Here is a 15,908-nt window from a genome sequence, read left to right as displayed (position 1 = left end):
TGCCAGCCAGGCTGCTGCCGGCACCGCGACGACGGTTTGCCAGCCACGGCGAAGCAGCTCAACTGTCCATGAATTTGCTGACGTAGAAGGAGAGGTCCGAGTGTCGGTCTCTATTAAGCCTCTTGAGGATCGTATTGTTGTCCGCCCGCTCGAAGCCGAGCAGACCACGGCTTCCGGCCTGGTTATCCCGGACTCCGCGCAGGAGAAGCCGCAGGAAGGCGAAGTTGTTGCAGTAGGCCCCGGCCGCTTTGACGACAACGGCAACCGCGTTCCGATCGATGTTGCCGTTGGCGACGTTGTTATCTACTCCAAGTACGGCGGAACTGAAGTCAAGACCGGTGGCACCGAGTACCTCGTGCTCTCCGCCCGCGACGTTCTGGCGATCGTCGTAAAGTAACTCTTTGGATCCCCGTGCTGCTGTTCCGTCCCTGACCGAACAACAGTGCGGGGTTCTGTCTTTGAAAGGACAAAACCATGGCAAAGCAGCTTGCGTTTAACGACGCTGCACGCCGGTCGCTTGAAGCCGGCATCGATAAGCTCGCCAACACTGTCAAGGTGACGCTCGGCCCCCGCGGCCGCAACGTTGTCCTCGACAAAAAGTGGGGGGCACCCACCATCACCAATGACGGCGTCACCATCGCCCGCGAAATTGAGCTTGATGACCCGTTTGAGAACCTTGGCGCCCAGCTGGCCAAGGAAGTAGCCACCAAGACCAACGATGTTGCCGGCGACGGTACCACCACGGCCACTGTGCTCGCCCAGGCCCTGGTCAAGGAAGGCCTGCGCAACGTTGCTGCGGGCGCTGCTCCCAGCCAGATCAAGCGCGGCATCGAGGTTTCCGTGGAAGCCATTGCAGCCCGCCTGCTCGAGAACGCACGCCCGGTTGAAGGCACCCAGGTTGCCAGCGTGGCAGCAATCTCGGCCCAGAGCGACGAAATCGGCGAGCTCCTCGCCGAGGCATTCGGCAAGGTCGGCAAGGATGGTGTGATCACCATCGAGGAGTCCTCCACCACGCAGACCGAGCTGGTCCTCACCGAAGGCATGCAGTTCGACAAGGGCTACCTGTCCCCGTACTTCGTGACCGACTCCGAACGCCAGGAAGCCGTCCTCGAAGACGCCCTCATCCTGATCAACCAGGGCAAGATCTCCTCCGTGCAGGACTTCCTGCCGCTGCTGGAGAAGGCGCTGCAGAGCTCCAAGCCGCTCTTCATCATTGCCGAAGACGTTGAGGGAGAGGCCCTGTCCACACTGATCGTCAACCGCATCCGCGGCACGCTGAACGTTGTTGCCGTGAAGGCTCCGGGCTTCGGCGACCGCCGCAAGGCCATGCTGCAGGACATCGCCACCCTCACCGGTGCGCAGGTCATCTCCGCGGAACTGGGCCTCAGCCTGGATTCGGTTGGCCTTGAGGTGCTGGGTACCGCCCGGCGCATCACGGTCACCAAAGACAACACCACCATCGTTGACGGCGCCGGTTCCGCAGAAGACGTCGCGGCCCGGGTTTCCCAGCTGCGCGCCGAGCTGACCCGCACCGACTCCGACTGGGACCGCGAAAAGCTCCAGGAGCGCCTGGCCAAGCTGGCCGGCGGCATCGGTGTCATCAAGGTCGGCGCAGCCACCGAGGTTGAGCTGAAGGAAAAGAAGCACCGCATCGAAGATGCAGTGTCCTCCACCCGCGCAGCCCTCGAAGAAGGCATCGTGGCCGGTGGCGGTTCCGCACTGATCCACGCACTGAAGGCCCTCGACGAGGACCCTGCAGTCAAGGCCCTCGAAGGCGACGCCGCCGCTGCTGTGGGCATCGTCCGCCGCGCGCTGGTCCAGCCGCTTCGCTGGATCGCCCAGAACGCCGGTTTCGACGGCTACGTTGTCACCGCCAAGGTTGCCGAGCTCGAAACCAACAACGGCTTCAACGCCAAGACGGGCGAGTACGAGGACCTGATCGCCGCCGGCGTCATCGACCCGGTCAAGGTCACCCGTGCAGCCCTGCGCAACGCGGCATCCATTGCTGCGCTGGTTCTCACCACCGAGACCCTCGTAGTGGAGAAGCCCGCAAACGAAGACGAGCACGCAGGCCACAGCCACTAGTCCCTACCGTCTCCTTCACCTCGCTTCGCTCGGTCAGGGAACCCGGACGGCGTGGGCCCACCACGGTCTCCGCATAAAGAACCGGTCCAGCCTCCGCTGGGCCGGTTTTTTTGTGCCACAAACCATTCGCGGCCCGCTTTTCCCGTCTACGCGCCCTACGCGCCCGGTGTCGTCTGGAGTGGCAGACTGGTCCCATGTTGCTCGATGAGCTCGTGAAAACCACGGATGCCGTCGCGTCGACCCGCTCCAGACTTGCGAAGGTCGACGCACTGGCCGATCTACTGCGCCGGCTGGAGCCCGTGGACATCGCGGCGGCCGTCGGCTTGCTCATCGCCAAGCCGCGACAGGGCCGGGTAGGGATCGGCTGGCGCGGCATGGCGGCTGCCATGGGGGAGCCGGCCGCCGAGCCGAGTCTTACTGTCGCCGACCTCGACGCTGCGCTGGATCGGCTGCTTGTCACCGCAGGCGCTGGATCAGCGGCGGAGCGCGCCGCGACCCTCCGGTTGCTCACCGAGGCAGCCACCGAGCGGGAGCAAGCTTTCATCGCGGGCGTGCTGCTCGGCGAACTGCGTACCGGCGCGCTTGAGGGGGTACTGACGGATGCCGTTGCCCGCGCCGCAGATCGGCCCGTCGACGCCGTGCGCCGCGCCGCGATGCTCTCCGGCGATCTCGGCGGGACCGCCCTGCTGGCGATCACGGGCACGGCGGCCCAGCTTGACGCCGTCGGCCTCGTCGTCGGCCGTCCGGTGCAGCCCATGCTCGCCGCAACCGCGGCCAGCGCCAGGGCGGCGCTGGAGGTCACGGGGGAGGCCTCCGTGGAGTACAAGCTCGACGGCGCCCGCATCCAGGTGCATCGTGTCGGCGACAATGTGCGCATCTACACCCGCACGCTGGCCGAGGTGACCCACCGGCTGCCCGAGGTGGTGGAAGTGGTGCGCGGGCTGCCGGTGCGCGATGTGATCCTCGACGGCGAAACCCTCGCCCTCGACGAGGACGGCGGCCCGCGACCGTTCCAGGAGAGCATGTCGCGGTTCGGAGCGGATGCGGCGCGCGCCACCGTGCTGCATCCGTGGTTCTTCGACGTGCTGCACATCGACGGGCGCGACCTGCTCGACGAGCCGCTGTCCACGCGCATCGGCGTGCTCGAGCGCATCGCCCCAGAGCACCGGATCCCGGGGGAGATCACGGCGGATGCAGACGTTGCTGAGAGAGTGTCGCGCGATGCGCTCACCGCGGGCCACGAGGGCGTGGTGGTGAAGGCGGTCGGATCGGCCTACGCGGCCGGGCGGCGTGGCTCCAACTGGATCAAGGTGAAGCCGGTGCTCACCTACGACCTGGTGGTGCTCGCCTGCGAGTGGGGGTCAGGCCGGCGGACAGGGCTGCTGTCGAACCTGCACCTCGGAGCCTTCGACCCGGCCGGCGAGTTCGGCGAACCCGGCGGCTACGTGATGGTGGGCAAGACATTCAAGGGCCTCACCGACGCGATGCTGCGCTGGCAGACCGAGATCTTCCAAGAGCTCGAGGTGCGGCGCACGGCGGGCACAGTATGGATCGAGCCAGTCACCGTGGTCGAGGTCGCGATCGACGGCGTGCAGCGTTCCCCGCGCTATCCCGGCGGAATCGCGCTGCGATTCGCACGCGTCAAGCGCTACCGCGAGGACAAGACGGCGTCGGAGGCCGACACCATTCAGACGCTGCGCGCGCTGCTGCGTTCGTAGCTTGTGCCGGTTCTCCAGCGGGCGTACCGTGGCGCTTAAGTACCGCCACGCCCAGCGTGCGCGGGCCAACAGGTTGGGCGGTTGGTGTCCGAAAGGGGCCAGATGTCAGCTGAAACGGGCATTGACCAGGGCAGGTCAGCCTTCCAGGAACATCGCTGGACCGAGGCCTACCAGACCTTCCGTGAAGCCGATAAGCGCGCCGGGTTAACGGCTGCCGACCTCGAACGGCTGGCTACGGCCGAGATTCTGACCGGTGAAAGCGCCACAGGGCTGGAGTCCCTCACCCGTGCCCACGAGGAGTACCTGGTGATGGGCGACGCCGAGGGTGCCGCACGGTGCGCGGGCTGGATGGGCATGCAACTGATGTTCCTGGGGGAGCCTGCCCGGGCCGGAGGGTGGTTTGCCCGCGGCCAGCGGCTCGTGGATGAACTGGCCGAGCCCAGCGCGGTCCAGGGCTTGCTGCTTGTGCCGATGGGACTGGGCAAACTTTACGGCGGTGATCCGGCGGGCGCACTGCAGGCTTTCTCCCGCGTTGCCGAATTCGGCCAGCGGTTCCACGACAAGGACCTGTCCGCGCTGGGCCTCCTCGGCACGGGACAGGCCACCCTGATGCTTGGTCACCCTGACAAGGGACTCGAGATGTTCGACGAGGTCATGGTGGCTGTCACGGCAGGTGAACTCTCCCCGATCCCGTCGGGGATTATCTACTGCGCAGTCATCGGCAACTGCCACCTGGTCTTCGATCTGGAGAGGGCCCTGGAATGGACGGCTGCCCTGGACCGCTGGTGCAGTGCACGCCCTGACATGGTGTCGTTCAGCGGCCAGTGCCAGTCGCACCGCGCCGAACTCTTCATGCTCCATGGGGCCTGGGACGAGGCGCAGATGGCGGCTGCGGCTGCCCAGGGACTTGCCGTAAGGGGTGATCCCCAGGCGCTTTACGGAGGCTACTACCAGCAGGGGGAGGTGGAACGGCTGAGTGGAAAACTGGACCACGCCGAAGCTTCCTACCGGCAGGCTGCCCAGTCCGGCTATGAGCCACAGCCTGGCCTCGCGCTGCTCTGGCTTGCCCGTGGAAATGCGCAACAGGCACAAGCGATGATCCGTAGGGCAGCTGCCGCGGCAGACGTCGCAACCCGCCGGAACATGCTGCCGGCACTGGTGGAGATCGAGCTGGTTGCCTCCGACCTGGAAGCCGCGCGGCAAGGTTTTCAGGAGCTGGAAGCCCTGGCCAGTGAATGCTCTATGCCCATGATCCGGGCCGTTGCCGGCCAGGCGGACGGCGCGGTCCGGCTGGCCGACGGCGACCCCTCCGCTGCCCTGAAACCACTCCGGGAGGCGTGGAGGCTGTGGCAGGAGCTCGGTGTTCCGTACGAGGCGGCGCGCTGCCAGGCGCTGGCCGGCAGTGCCTGCCGCGCACTTGGCGATGAGGCCTCCGCGCTGATGTACCTGGAGGCCGCCCACGCTGCGCTATTGGACCTGGGCGCGGCGCCGGCGGCAACCTGGGCGGCGTCGCTGCTGCACGAAGGCATGTTGGACAGCGGGGCCACGCCAGGCACGGCGGGTCTCCTCACCCGCCGCGAGCTTGAAGTCCTTCAGATGGTGGCAACCGGAAAGAGCAATCGGGCCATCGCCGGCGAGCTCTACCTGAGCGAAAAGACCGTAGCCCGGCACGTCAGCAACATCTTCCTGAAACTGGGCCTGTCGTCACGGTCAGCCGCCACCAGCTATGCCTATGAACACGGGCTCGCAGGCTGACGGCCCACATAGGACCGCTCTGGCCTACATAGAAATACCCAGCCGCGCCGTGGCTGAAGTTGCATGATTCGGCCGACGCGGCCACCAGCTGCGCGGCCATAGCCTCAAAGCATGAACCTTCCAGTCCTTGCCGGCACACTTTCCACGGTGCTGTTCGCCGTGGGAATGCTGCCGATGCTGGTCAAGGCGGCCCGGACGAAGAATCTGGCTTCCTACAGCCTCGGGAACCTGATGCTGACCAACGTGGCCAACGCGGTCCACTCCGTCTACGTCTTCAACCTCCCCGCCGGACCCATCTGGGCCCTGCACCTGGCCTACCTCCTGGCATCCGCGCTGATGCTGGCATGGTGGCTCCGGTACCGGGACGACGGACAGGACAGCCGGGCGGGCCAGCCTCCGGAAGGCTCAGCCATCACCATCCCCTCGGATATCAAAGGAGAACAGCCATGAATAACAATGGTGTGACCGGAACGCTGGACACCCTGATCATCGGTGGCGGGCAAGCAGGCCTTGCCCTGGGCCACTACCTGAAAGAGCAGAACCGGACGTTCCTCATCCTGGACGCACATCCAAGAACCGGCGACGCCTGGCGCCAGCGTTGGGATTCGCTCCGCGTCTTTACGCCCGCAAAATACGACGGACTGCCGGGAATGCCGTTCCCGGCGGACCCGCTGTCCTTCCCCACCAAGGATGACGTTGCCGGATACCTTGAGGGCTACGCCGCAAGGCTCCACCTGCCCGTCCTCAATGGTGTGCGGGTAGAACGCCTGTGGCGGGAGGGGGACCGCTTCGTCGCCGCTTCCAACGGCCGGCGCTGGGAGGCGCACAACGTGGTGGTGGCCACCGGCTCCAGCCAAGCGCCGAAAATACCGGACTTCGCTGCGGAACTGGACCCCGCCGTCGTCCAGTTCCATTCCAGTGAGTACCGCAACCTCGGGCAGCTGGAGGAGGGCCCAGTCCTGGTATTGGGGCTGGGGAACTCGGGAGCGGAGATTGGCCTGGAAGTGTCCCGGACGCATCCCACTATCGTGGCCGGCAAGCCCGGCGGCAAGCCCGGCGGTGAGATTCCGGTGAAGCACGGCCGCGCGGCGGCCCGTTACGTCCTGCCGGTGGTGCGGTTCGTCGGACTCCACGTCCTCACCCTCAACAACCCGATCGGCCGCAAAGCTGCACCGTCCTTCACAGCCCACGCGGCGCCCCTGATCAGGACGAAGTCCAAGGACCTGGCCGCCGCTGGCGTGAGGCTCGTGCCGCGGGTTGCCGGGGTGGAGAATGGGTTGCCGGTCCTCGCGGACGGGACCCGGCTTGAGGTCTCGAATGTGATCTGGTGCACCGGGTTCCGGGATGATTTCGGCTGGATGGATCCGGTAATGCTCGACGGCGGCGCGCTGCCCAGACAGCGGCGCGGCGTGGCACTTGATACGCCTGGGCTGTTCTTCCTGGGCCAGGAATTTATGTATGCGGCATTTTCGGCAACGTTGCCCGGGGCATGCCGCGATGCGCGCTACCTGGCCGGCAGGATCCCGGTTCCGGTCACCCGCGAGTCCGCGTCAGCTGCCATCTGAGGCGCCGGGCGGCGGCTTCGGGCAAGCGCCGGGAAACCAGCCGGTAGAAGACCAGCACCAGAACTGCCGCCGCCACGATGCCCATCAGGTTGAGCGCCAGCTGCAGGGCCGACCCCGTTGCTTTCTCAAACTCGCCCAGCACGAGTGCCACGGCCACAAACCCGGCAGCAGGAACTGTGGTCACGGAGATGAAGACACCGATGAGTGCCGCTGACCGCCGGCTGATGACGGACAGCATGCCCGCCGTGCCGGCCAGAACGGCCACGATCAGGGAATAGGGTCCCGGGTGGTAAATGAACTCCACCGCAGACCCTGTGTCCAGGGTGTTGTCCGCGAAGAGGCCCAGTGCCGCGGAGACCCACGTGGTCAAGGCCGCCAGCAGCATGGCCAGCGGGAATCCTAGACCAAGCGCCAGGGCAGCACGCCGGCCGAGTGCCCACTGGCGCCGGGCCAAGGCCACTGCCAGCGCCGCCAGGGGGCCGAACTCCGGCCCCACGGCCATCGCCCCCACGATGGCAATGGTGGAATTCGTCACGATGCCGATGGCGGCGAGCTGCGTGGCCAGTATCAGGAAGGCAAGATAGCTCCACGTGAGCCGGGAGTCCTCGCCCGTGTGGCGGGTGACCTCGTCCCAGATCAAGGCGTCTGCGCCGTCTCCGGGGGCAGACGCCTCCGCTTTGTCCGCGCGCCGGGACAGGACGAGTTCCGGCATGGAGATGGCAATGGATCCCACCTCCTGCGCCTTCAGGACGTGGAGTTTCTCAAGCAGTTTCTCCACCGCTTCCCTGGCAACCTGGACGTCGATGACATCGCCCCGCGGCGACACGGATGCTCCCGGAAAGAGCGCTACCTCGGCGGTTCCCGTGTGCTCCTTGCAAGCATCCAGCGTGACTGCCGACAGTTCACTGGGCACACAGATCCGCAGCTGGACAATCACATGGTCTCCCTTCGCTGGCCTGTGGCCAGCATAGTTTGTGGCACGCTCCGACGGGGCTCGAAGGCCGCCGCAGATTGGCCATCGGCCGTGCGGCTCCGTAAGCTTGATGCTTTGCTTACCCGCTTGGAGAGGTCCTCTGTGTCCAGTGCACCAGCCGAGGCTGCCACGCGCATTGCCCTGGACGCAAAGACCGGCCCGCGGAAGCCTGCCCGGAAACCGACCTTCCGTCCCGAAGTCCAAGGCCTCCGCGCGCTCGCCGTCCTGATGGTGGTGACCTACCATGTGTGGCTTGGCCGGGTGTCCGGCGGGGTGGATATCTTCCTCCTGATCTCGGCCTTCCTGCTGACGCTGTCCTTCGTCCGGAAGGTGGAGGCCGGCACCTCCCTCAATCTCCTTCGGCACTGGCTGCACCTCTTCAAGCGGCTGCTGCCGGCCGCCGTCGTGGTGATCCTCGGGGTCCTGGCAGGCACGTGGCTAGTCCTCCCGCAAGGCCGCTGGCCCGTCATCCTTGACCAGGCCTGGGCGGCGCTGCTGTACCGGCAGAACTGGCTGCTGGCGGACACCGCCGTGGACTACTACGCCCAGGACCACGCCGCGGCGAGCCCCCTGCAGCACTTCTGGTCCCTGTCCATCCAAGGACAGGTTTTTATCCTGTGGCCTCTTCTCTTCGCCGCTTCCGCTGTTGTGTGGCGGCTCCTCCGGCACCGGTTCAACGCCAGCTATCGGGCCGTGGTGGCAGCCGCGTTCGCCGGCATCCTGGTTGCCTCGCTCGCGTTCTCGATTGACCAGACGGCCACAAACCAGGCCTACGCCTACTTCGACACCCGGACGCGGCTCTGGGAATTTGCGCTGGGCTCGCTGCTGGCACTTGGCCTGCCGCACCTGAAGCCCGGGAAGTACCTGCGTGTGGTGCTCGGCTGGGCCGGCCTGGTGGCCATGGCCTCCTGTGGACTGCTGCTGACCGTGGACCGGGCGTTCCCCGGATTCGTGGCACTGTGGCCCACGCTGGCTGCCGCGGCGATCATTGTGGCCGGGCAGAGCGGGAGCCGGTTTGGTGTGGACCGCCTCCTGAGCTGGAAGCCGCTGGTTTCCCTGGGGGACAACTCCTACGCCCTCTATTTGTGGCACTGGCCCATCCTGGTGCTTGCGCTGGCCGCTACCGGCGTCGAGGCACCCAACCTCATCCAGGGCGCCGCGATCATCGCCGTCTCGGTGGTCCTGGCCGTCCTCACCACGCGCTTTGTGGAAAAACCGCTCCGCGAGTGGCACTGGCCGCAGGTGCGCACCTGGCGCACCGCCGTCGTCGTGGTTGCCTGCTGTGCCCTGCTGGCCGGACCGGTTGCGGTCTGGCAGACAAGCCTTACCGCGGAGGAAGCTGCCACTGCCGCCCAGCCCCGCGAGCTGTCGCCGGGAGCGGCCCTGCTGACCCCCGGTAACGCCGGAGCACCGGCACCGCAGGGCAGGATCATTCCTGGTCCCACCGCCCTGGACAACGACTGGGCCGGAATCCACCAGGCCTGTACGGGAGCGAATGCCACCGGGGACCCTGTCCTTGAAGGTTGCCGGCAGGCGCTCCCAGAAGGCGAACCCACCAAACGGATCGTTGTGCTGGGCGATTCCCATGCCCAGCAGTATCTGGCCGCCTTGGCACCCATCGCGGAAGCCCGCGGCTGGGCGCTGGTCACCCTGCTGATGCCGGCCTGCCGGTTCGGGGCCGAATCCGAGAGCCGGACTGCCGAATGCAACGCCTACAACCGGGCCAGCGCAGCGTACGTGCTGGAGCACCGGCCGGATGCCGTCTTCACCGTGGCCACCCTGACCCATGAGGAAGCCCCGTTCGAGACCGAGGTGCCGGCGTACCTCGAAGGCATCCAGCCCATCGCGGATGCCGGCATCGAGATCGTCGGCATCCGGGACAACCCGCGCTTCACCATCAACATGCCCGAGTGCGTCCAGCGCCACAGTGCGGATGCCCCGGCGTGCAACCCGCCGCTGAACGAATCCCTGGTGGAGCCGTCACCGTTGGAGAGCTACCGCGGGAAGGTGGACGGGCTGCACCTGATGGACCTGAGCGACTTCATCTGCGCCGGCGGTATCTGCCCGGCCGTGGTGGGCAACGTCTATGTGTACAAGGACGACAACCACCTGAGCCGGACGTATGTGGAAAGCATGATTCCCATGTTTGAGGAGCGGCTGCTGGCGGCGACGGGCTGGAACTGACACGCCGCCGGTTTGCCGCGTGCCGTTGCTCACAATGTGCTCCCGGAATAGGGGGATCGGCGTGGAGGTTCTAATATTTACTCAAAGCTTTCTGCGCGGTGACCGCGCATGAGGCACCCGAATGTACTAAGGCCCTGCACGGACCAGTCCCGTAATGACGGGCTGGTCATTAGCTGCAACCCCTACCCGTGAACCCGTAACCAAGGTAAGAGGCGCACTCATGACCCAGCCCGAGCACAATCCTTTCGGCTTCATCGGCCTGACCTACGACGACGTCCTGCTCCTTCCGGGTCACACGGACGTTATCCCGTCCGAGGCTGACACGTCTTCGCGGATTTCCAAGCGGATCACCGTTCACACGCCGCTGCTGTCCGCCGCCATGGACACGGTCACCGAATCCCGGATGGCGATTGCCATGGCACGCCAGGGCGGCCTGGGCGTCATCCACCGCAACCTGTCCATCCAGGACCAGGCCGACCAGGTGGACCGCGTGAAGCGCAGCGAATCCGGGATGATCACCAACCCGCTGACCATTGGCCCTGAGGCAACGCTGGCGGAACTGGACGAGATCTGCTCGCAGTACCGGGTCTCCGGCCTCCCCGTTGTGGACGAGGGCATGCGGCTCCTCGGTATTGTCACCAACCGCGACACCCGCTTTGTGCCCGAAGCCGACTTCCCGCTGCGGCTGGTCAGCGACGTGATGACCAAGATGCCGCTGATCACCGGGCATGTTGGCATCAGCCGTGAGGAAGCCTCCCACAAGCTGGCCACCAACAAGATCGAAAAGCTTCCGCTCGTTGACGAGCAGGGCCGGCTCAAGGGCCTCATCACCACAAAGGACTTCACCAAGGCCGAGCAGTACCCGCTGGCCACCAAGGACGATGAGGGCCGGCTCCGCGTCGGTGCCGCCATCGGTTTTTTCGGTGACGGCTGGGAACGCGCCATGGCACTGGTCGACGCCGGCGTGGACGCACTCTTCGTTGACACGGCCAACGGCCACTCCCAGGGTGTGCTGGACATGATCCGCCGCCTGAAATCCGATCCCGTAGCAGCGCACGTGGACATCATCGGCGGCCAGGCTGCCACCCGCGAAGGTGCCCAGGCACTGATCGACGCCGGTGCCGACGGCATCAAGGTGGGCGTGGGCCCCGGCTCCATCTGCACCACCCGCGTGGTGGCCGGCGTGGGAGTCCCGCAGATCACCGCCATTTACGAGTCCGCCAAGGCAGCCATCCCGGCCGGCGTACCGTTGATCGCTGACGGCGGCCTGCAGTACTCGGGCGACATCGGCAAGGCGCTGGTTGCCGGTGCCGACACCGTGATGCTGGGTTCCCTCCTCGCAGGTTGCGATGAGTCCCCGGGCGAGCTGATCTTCGTGAACGGCAAGCAGTTCAAGAGCTACCGCGGCATGGGTTCGCTGGGCGCCATGCAGTCCCGCGGCAAGAACACGTCCTACTCCAAGGACCGCTACTTCCAGGCAGACGTCTCCGGCGACGACAAGCTCATCCCCGAGGGCATCGAAGGCCGCGTCGCCTACCGCGGCCCGCTCGCCTCAGTGGCTTACCAGCTGGTCGGCGGTCTCCGCCAGACCATGTTCTACACCGGCGCCCCCACCATCCCGGAGCTCAAGGCCCGCGGCAAGTTCGTCCGCATCACGCCGGCCGGCCTCAAGGAATCGCACCCGCACGACATCCAGATGACCGTGGAGGCCCCGAACTACGGTTCGCGCTAATCCCCGGCGGTTGGAGCCATGTCCCAACCACGCCATCCGGCCGAACTGAACCCAAAAAAGGACCCTCAGCGGCGGTTGGCCCTGAGGCCCTACGCCCGGGCTGTGGCGCAGGTGCTGCGGGTCAGCTTCCGGGCCTCGCCGGCCGCCGTCGTGATGAAAGTAGTCGGTTCGCTCATTTCGGCGACGCTGCCTTTGGTGACCACCTACTTCGCAGCGCTGACCACGACGGCGCTGGCGGCCGCTTACTCGGGTGATTCCTCAGCAGGCCAGCAGGCCATTGTGTACGTCATCATCACGGCTGCCCTGGGGCTCTTCTGGGGTGGCTTCAGCAGCGTGGACCGCTACATCCAGCAGCTCATGAGCTTCAAGGTGGGCGCCATCGTGGGCGACCAGATGTACGAGCGCTTCCTGGCCCTGGAGTTCTGGCGCTATGACGACAAGCAAACCGTGGACCTCTACGACCGGGCCAAGCGCTTTTCCGATTCCTATGCCCGCGTGCTGGACCGGATCGCGGCCATCTTCACCCAGTTGGTCTCCGTGATCCTGGCCGTGGGAGCCCTGCTTCTGGTCAGCTGGTGGATCGCCGTGATTGTCCTGGTGGCGATCGTGCCTAGCGTCTACCTGCAGTTCAAGCTCTCGCGCGAGCAGATCGCCCACTGGAACACCCAGGTGGACTCCCGCCGGCAACGGCGGATGATCGAAACCAACCTGATCCGCCCTCAGCACATCGCCGAAATGCGGCTCTATGGGATCGTGGGCTACCTGATGGACCTCCGTTCCCGGCTGCGCGATGCTGATGAGCGGCGCCGCCTGGACTTCCAGAAGCGCTACATCCCCAAGCAGCTCGCCGCCGACGCCTTGCAGTACGGCGCCGAGGTGATCTCCCTGATCTGGGTGGTGGGCCAGATCATCGCCCGTGCCCAGCCCGTTGGCCAGTTCCTCTATGTCCAGCAGATCGTCAGCCGCGCACTTTCCACAGCCAACAGCCTGGTGTCCTCCCTCAGCTCGATCGACGAGGATCTCGCCAACCTCAAGGACTACGAGCTGTTCATGGCAATGCCGGTGCATTCGGACCATTCGCCGCCGCTGCTCCGGGCACCCAAAACCGTGGAAATGCGGGACATCCGCTTCACCTACACGGGCAGCGACACCGAGGTGATCCGCGGCATCAGCATGACCATCCGCGAAGGCCAGCACATCGCCGTCGTAGGTGAGAACGGGGCGGGGAAGTCCACGCTGATCCGGATCCTCGCCGGCCTCTACCGCCCGGATTCCGGGCAGGTAATGCTCGACGGCGTCGACCTCGCCGCCGTCGACGTTAAGTCCTGGCACCGCCACCTGGCCGTCCTGAGCCAGGAATTCCTCAAGTACGAATTCGCCACTGCCGCCGACAACATCCGCTTTGGCGACGTGGACTCGCCCCGTGACGACGAACGGATCCGCCAGGCAGCCAGCGACGCTGAAGCGTTGGAGTTCATCAACAAGCTGCCCAACGGCCTGGACAACTACGTCAGCAACTGGATGGAGGATCCGCGCGGCCGTAAGGGGAGCGGGCTCTCCGGCGGCCAGTGGCAGCGGCTCGCAATGGCCCGGAATTTCTACCGCAACGCCACCTTCATGGTGATGGACGAGCCGACGTCCGCTATCGACGCGCTGGCCGAGCACCGGATCTTCACCCGGCTTTTCGCGGACCGCAGCAGCACCATCATTGCCATCAGCCACCGGCTTGCCACCATTGAGAAGGCCGACATTGTCTACATGCTCGAGGACGGGCGGATTGTGGAACAGGGCACCCACAAGGAACTGGTGGCGCTGCGGGGCCGCTACTTCAGGATGTTCGAATCCCAGCTGACGGTGGAGGAGGCCGAGGGCGTCTGACGACGGCAGGGCCTAGTGTCACCCACTTCACGCAGGAACCGCCGGCCGCGCTGCGAGGCGTGGCCGGCGGTCCCGCATTCGTGCGGCCCCGAGGCTAAGAGGTGGTCACCGCTGTGTCGTCGAGGTAGAAGTACGTCCCCAGCGACGAGTCCTCAACACCCAGGAAGCGCAGGGTCACGCTCTTGCCCTTGTAGGCGGAGAGGTCCAGCTGCTTCTGCAGATAGCCGGCGGACTCGTCGAGATTGGAGTAAGTGGCCAGCGTGGTGGTCACACCGTTGCTGACCGCCTGAACCCTCAGGGTGTCATAGGCCGCGCTGGATGCGGTCTCGTCCGACTGCACTTTCAGGTAGAAGGACAGCGACGCGGTGGCCACCGTGGACGGGACTGCAAACGACTGGTCGAGCATGTAGGACGTTGCCTGGCCCCAGCCGTTGAGGCTGGCGAAGCCGGAACCGGTCCTGGCATTCGTTCCGGTCTCGAACGTGTCGGCGTGGTCAGCGGTCCAGGAGGCTGCGCCCGATTCGAAGCCCGGGTTCAGCAGCAGGTTGCCGGACGGCGGGGGAGTGACCCCGCCCAGCAGGCCCATGGTCTTGGTGGCGTCCGAGAGCCCTGTGCCGCAGCCCGTGGTGCAGCCGCCCGGCATTGCCCGGGTTCCCTGCTTGAGCGTGGACTCCACCTGGGCCGGGGTAAGCGTGGACGATTTGGACTTCATGATTGCGGCCAGCCCGGCCACGTGCGGAGCTGCCATGGACGTTCCCTGGTAGCTGGCGTAGCCGGCGGATCCCGGTGTGGAGGTACCGGTGTTGATAGTGGAGAGGATTCCGCCGCCTGCTACGCGGACGTCGCCGCCGGGTGCGGTCAGGTCAACCGTGGAGCCGTAGTTGGAGTAGTAGGAGAGGCTGCCGCTCGGGTTGCTGGCGGCCACGCTCACAACGCTGTTGCAGTTGGCCGGGCGGAATCCGGAAGCATCCTGGTTGCTGTTGCCGGCCGCCACAACCACGGTGGCTCCCCGCGAAACTGCGGAGTTGATGGCTGCCTGGTACGTGCTGCCGCAGGCACCGGACCCGCCCAGGCTCATGTTGATGACCGTGGCGGGATTGGCGTTGGCCGGGATGCCCGGGACGGTGCCGCCGGCTGACCAGATAATCGCATCGGCAATGTCGGACAGTGACCCCCCGCATTTGGCCAGGACGCGTACCGGCACCACTTTGGCGTTGGGTGCGACGCCCGCCACGCCGGTGGCATTGCCGGTCACGGCTGCAACGGTGCCGGCGACGTGCGTGCCGTGCCAAGAGCTGTTGCCGGCTGTCGACTGGCCGCACTCGCCGGCGGCGTACCAGTCGCCCTGGTCCTGCGCGTTCGCGTCCCGTCCGTTGCCGTCACGCGCGGCCGTGGCGTCGGAGACGAAGTCGTAGCCCGGCAGCACATTCACGTCGAGGTCCGGATGGGCCGTGATTCCGGTGTCGATCACGGCCACCGTCACGCCGGTGCCGGTGGCAACGTCCCAAGCCCCGGGGACCCGCATGCCGTTGGTGCCAGTGAAATCCCACTGCTCGCCATAGCGTGGGTCGTTGGGCGTGAGAGCCACCGTCATGCGGGCGTCAGGTTCCACGTAGTGGACCGATCCGGACGCCGCAATCTCGGCCATGAAGTCTTCGGCAGCCTGCCCGGACAGGGCCCTGTCCGCCTCGATCAGCGTTCCGCCGGTGGCCAGGGTGCGGAGTTCCTGCACCTTCACGCCCTGTGACTTGGCTGCTTTGCCCCAGGCATTGGCGCGGCCGTTCGGGGTGGCGTTCGCCGTGGTCTCCTTGTATTCGACGATGAACTTCGTGTAGGCCTCTCCGGCGGCCACGTCGTGCACCGCAGTGCCTTGGACGGCGGCCGTCCCGGCTGCAGTGCCGTCACCGTCTTCGGGGGTGGCGAAGACCGGCGAACTGGCGAAGGCCAGGGTGCCGACTGCTGCGGCGAGCGACAGGGCCAGGATGCGGTGGCGCCTGATTGATGAACGTCCCATAGGG

At 66.2% G+C, this 15,908-nt stretch carries 11 protein-coding genes; 9 read left to right on the top strand and 2 right to left on the bottom strand.

Translation table 11 applies throughout. From position 1 onward, the window contains the following. The first annotated feature begins 100 nt into the window (after positions 1-100). From groES to ACVWY0_RS02070, 6 genes are all read left to right on the top strand, one after another. Entirely contained in the window at positions 101-397 is a 297-nt protein-coding gene (groES, locus tag ACVWY0_RS02095; RefSeq protein WP_018773735.1) for a co-chaperone GroES, read from the top strand. 77 nt (positions 398-474) lie between these two features. After that, the gene (groL, locus tag ACVWY0_RS02090) at positions 475-2,085 is read left to right on the top strand and encodes a chaperonin GroEL (protein ID WP_485835236.1); all 1,611 of its coding nucleotides are present in this window, start codon (positions 475-477) and stop codon (positions 2,083-2,085) included. Positions 2,086-2,279: 194 nt separating this feature from the next. After that, the gene (locus tag ACVWY0_RS02085) at positions 2,280-3,803 is read left to right on the top strand and encodes an ATP-dependent DNA ligase (protein WP_485835235.1); all 1,524 of its coding nucleotides are present in this window, start codon (positions 2,280-2,282) and stop codon (positions 3,801-3,803) included. Between the two features lie 102 nt (positions 3,804-3,905). Then, complete coding sequence (locus ACVWY0_RS02080; RefSeq protein ID WP_485835234.1) at positions 3,906-5,558, top strand: helix-turn-helix transcriptional regulator; 1,653 nt, start codon at positions 3,906-3,908, stop codon at positions 5,556-5,558. Positions 5,559-5,669: 111 nt separating this feature from the next. Continuing rightward, positions 5,670-6,008, top strand: a complete 339-nt coding sequence (locus ACVWY0_RS02075) for a hypothetical protein (RefSeq protein WP_485835233.1) — start codon at positions 5,670-5,672, stop codon at positions 6,006-6,008. Then, the gene (locus tag ACVWY0_RS02070) at positions 6,005-7,123 is read left to right on the top strand and encodes a flavin-containing monooxygenase (protein ID WP_485835232.1); all 1,119 of its coding nucleotides are present in this window, start codon (positions 6,005-6,007) and stop codon (positions 7,121-7,123) included. The genes ACVWY0_RS02075 and ACVWY0_RS02070 overlap by 4 nt, the downstream gene beginning before the upstream one ends. Here the strand turns inward: ACVWY0_RS02070 and ACVWY0_RS02065 are convergent. After that, positions 7,092-8,060, bottom strand: a complete 969-nt coding sequence (locus ACVWY0_RS02065) for a DUF389 domain-containing protein (RefSeq protein WP_485835231.1) — start codon at positions 8,058-8,060, stop codon at positions 7,092-7,094. The genes ACVWY0_RS02070 and ACVWY0_RS02065 overlap by 32 nt on opposite strands. 171 nt (positions 8,061-8,231) lie before the next feature. On the opposite strand from ACVWY0_RS02065, the gene ACVWY0_RS02060 reads away from it, so the two are divergent. From ACVWY0_RS02060 to ACVWY0_RS02050, 3 genes are all read left to right on the top strand, one after another. Beyond that, on the top strand, positions 8,232-10,280 hold the full coding sequence (locus tag ACVWY0_RS02060; RefSeq protein ID WP_485835383.1) for an acyltransferase family protein: 2,049 nt from the start codon (positions 8,232-8,234) through the stop codon (positions 10,278-10,280). Between the two features lie 220 nt (positions 10,281-10,500). Then, complete coding sequence (gene guaB, locus ACVWY0_RS02055) at positions 10,501-12,012, top strand: IMP dehydrogenase (protein ID WP_252576141.1); 1,512 nt, start codon at positions 10,501-10,503, stop codon at positions 12,010-12,012. Positions 12,013-12,030: 18 nt separating this feature from the next. After that, positions 12,031-13,890: an ABC transporter ATP-binding protein gene (locus ACVWY0_RS02050; RefSeq protein WP_485835230.1), complete on the top strand. Its 1,860-nt coding sequence runs from the start codon at positions 12,031-12,033 to the stop codon at positions 13,888-13,890. Positions 13,891-13,984: 94 nt separating this feature from the next. On the opposite strand, the gene ACVWY0_RS02045 is transcribed toward ACVWY0_RS02050, so the two are convergent. Next, on the bottom strand, positions 13,985-15,904 hold the full coding sequence (locus ACVWY0_RS02045; RefSeq protein ID WP_485835229.1) for a S8 family peptidase: 1,920 nt from the start codon (positions 15,902-15,904) through the stop codon (positions 13,985-13,987). Between the last annotated feature and the right edge of the window lie 4 nt (positions 15,905-15,908).

The organism is Arthrobacter sp. UYNi723 (assembly GCF_054057635.1).
The sequence above is the reverse complement of the archived record's forward strand: the minus strand, read 5'-3'. Positions and strand labels throughout refer to the sequence as shown.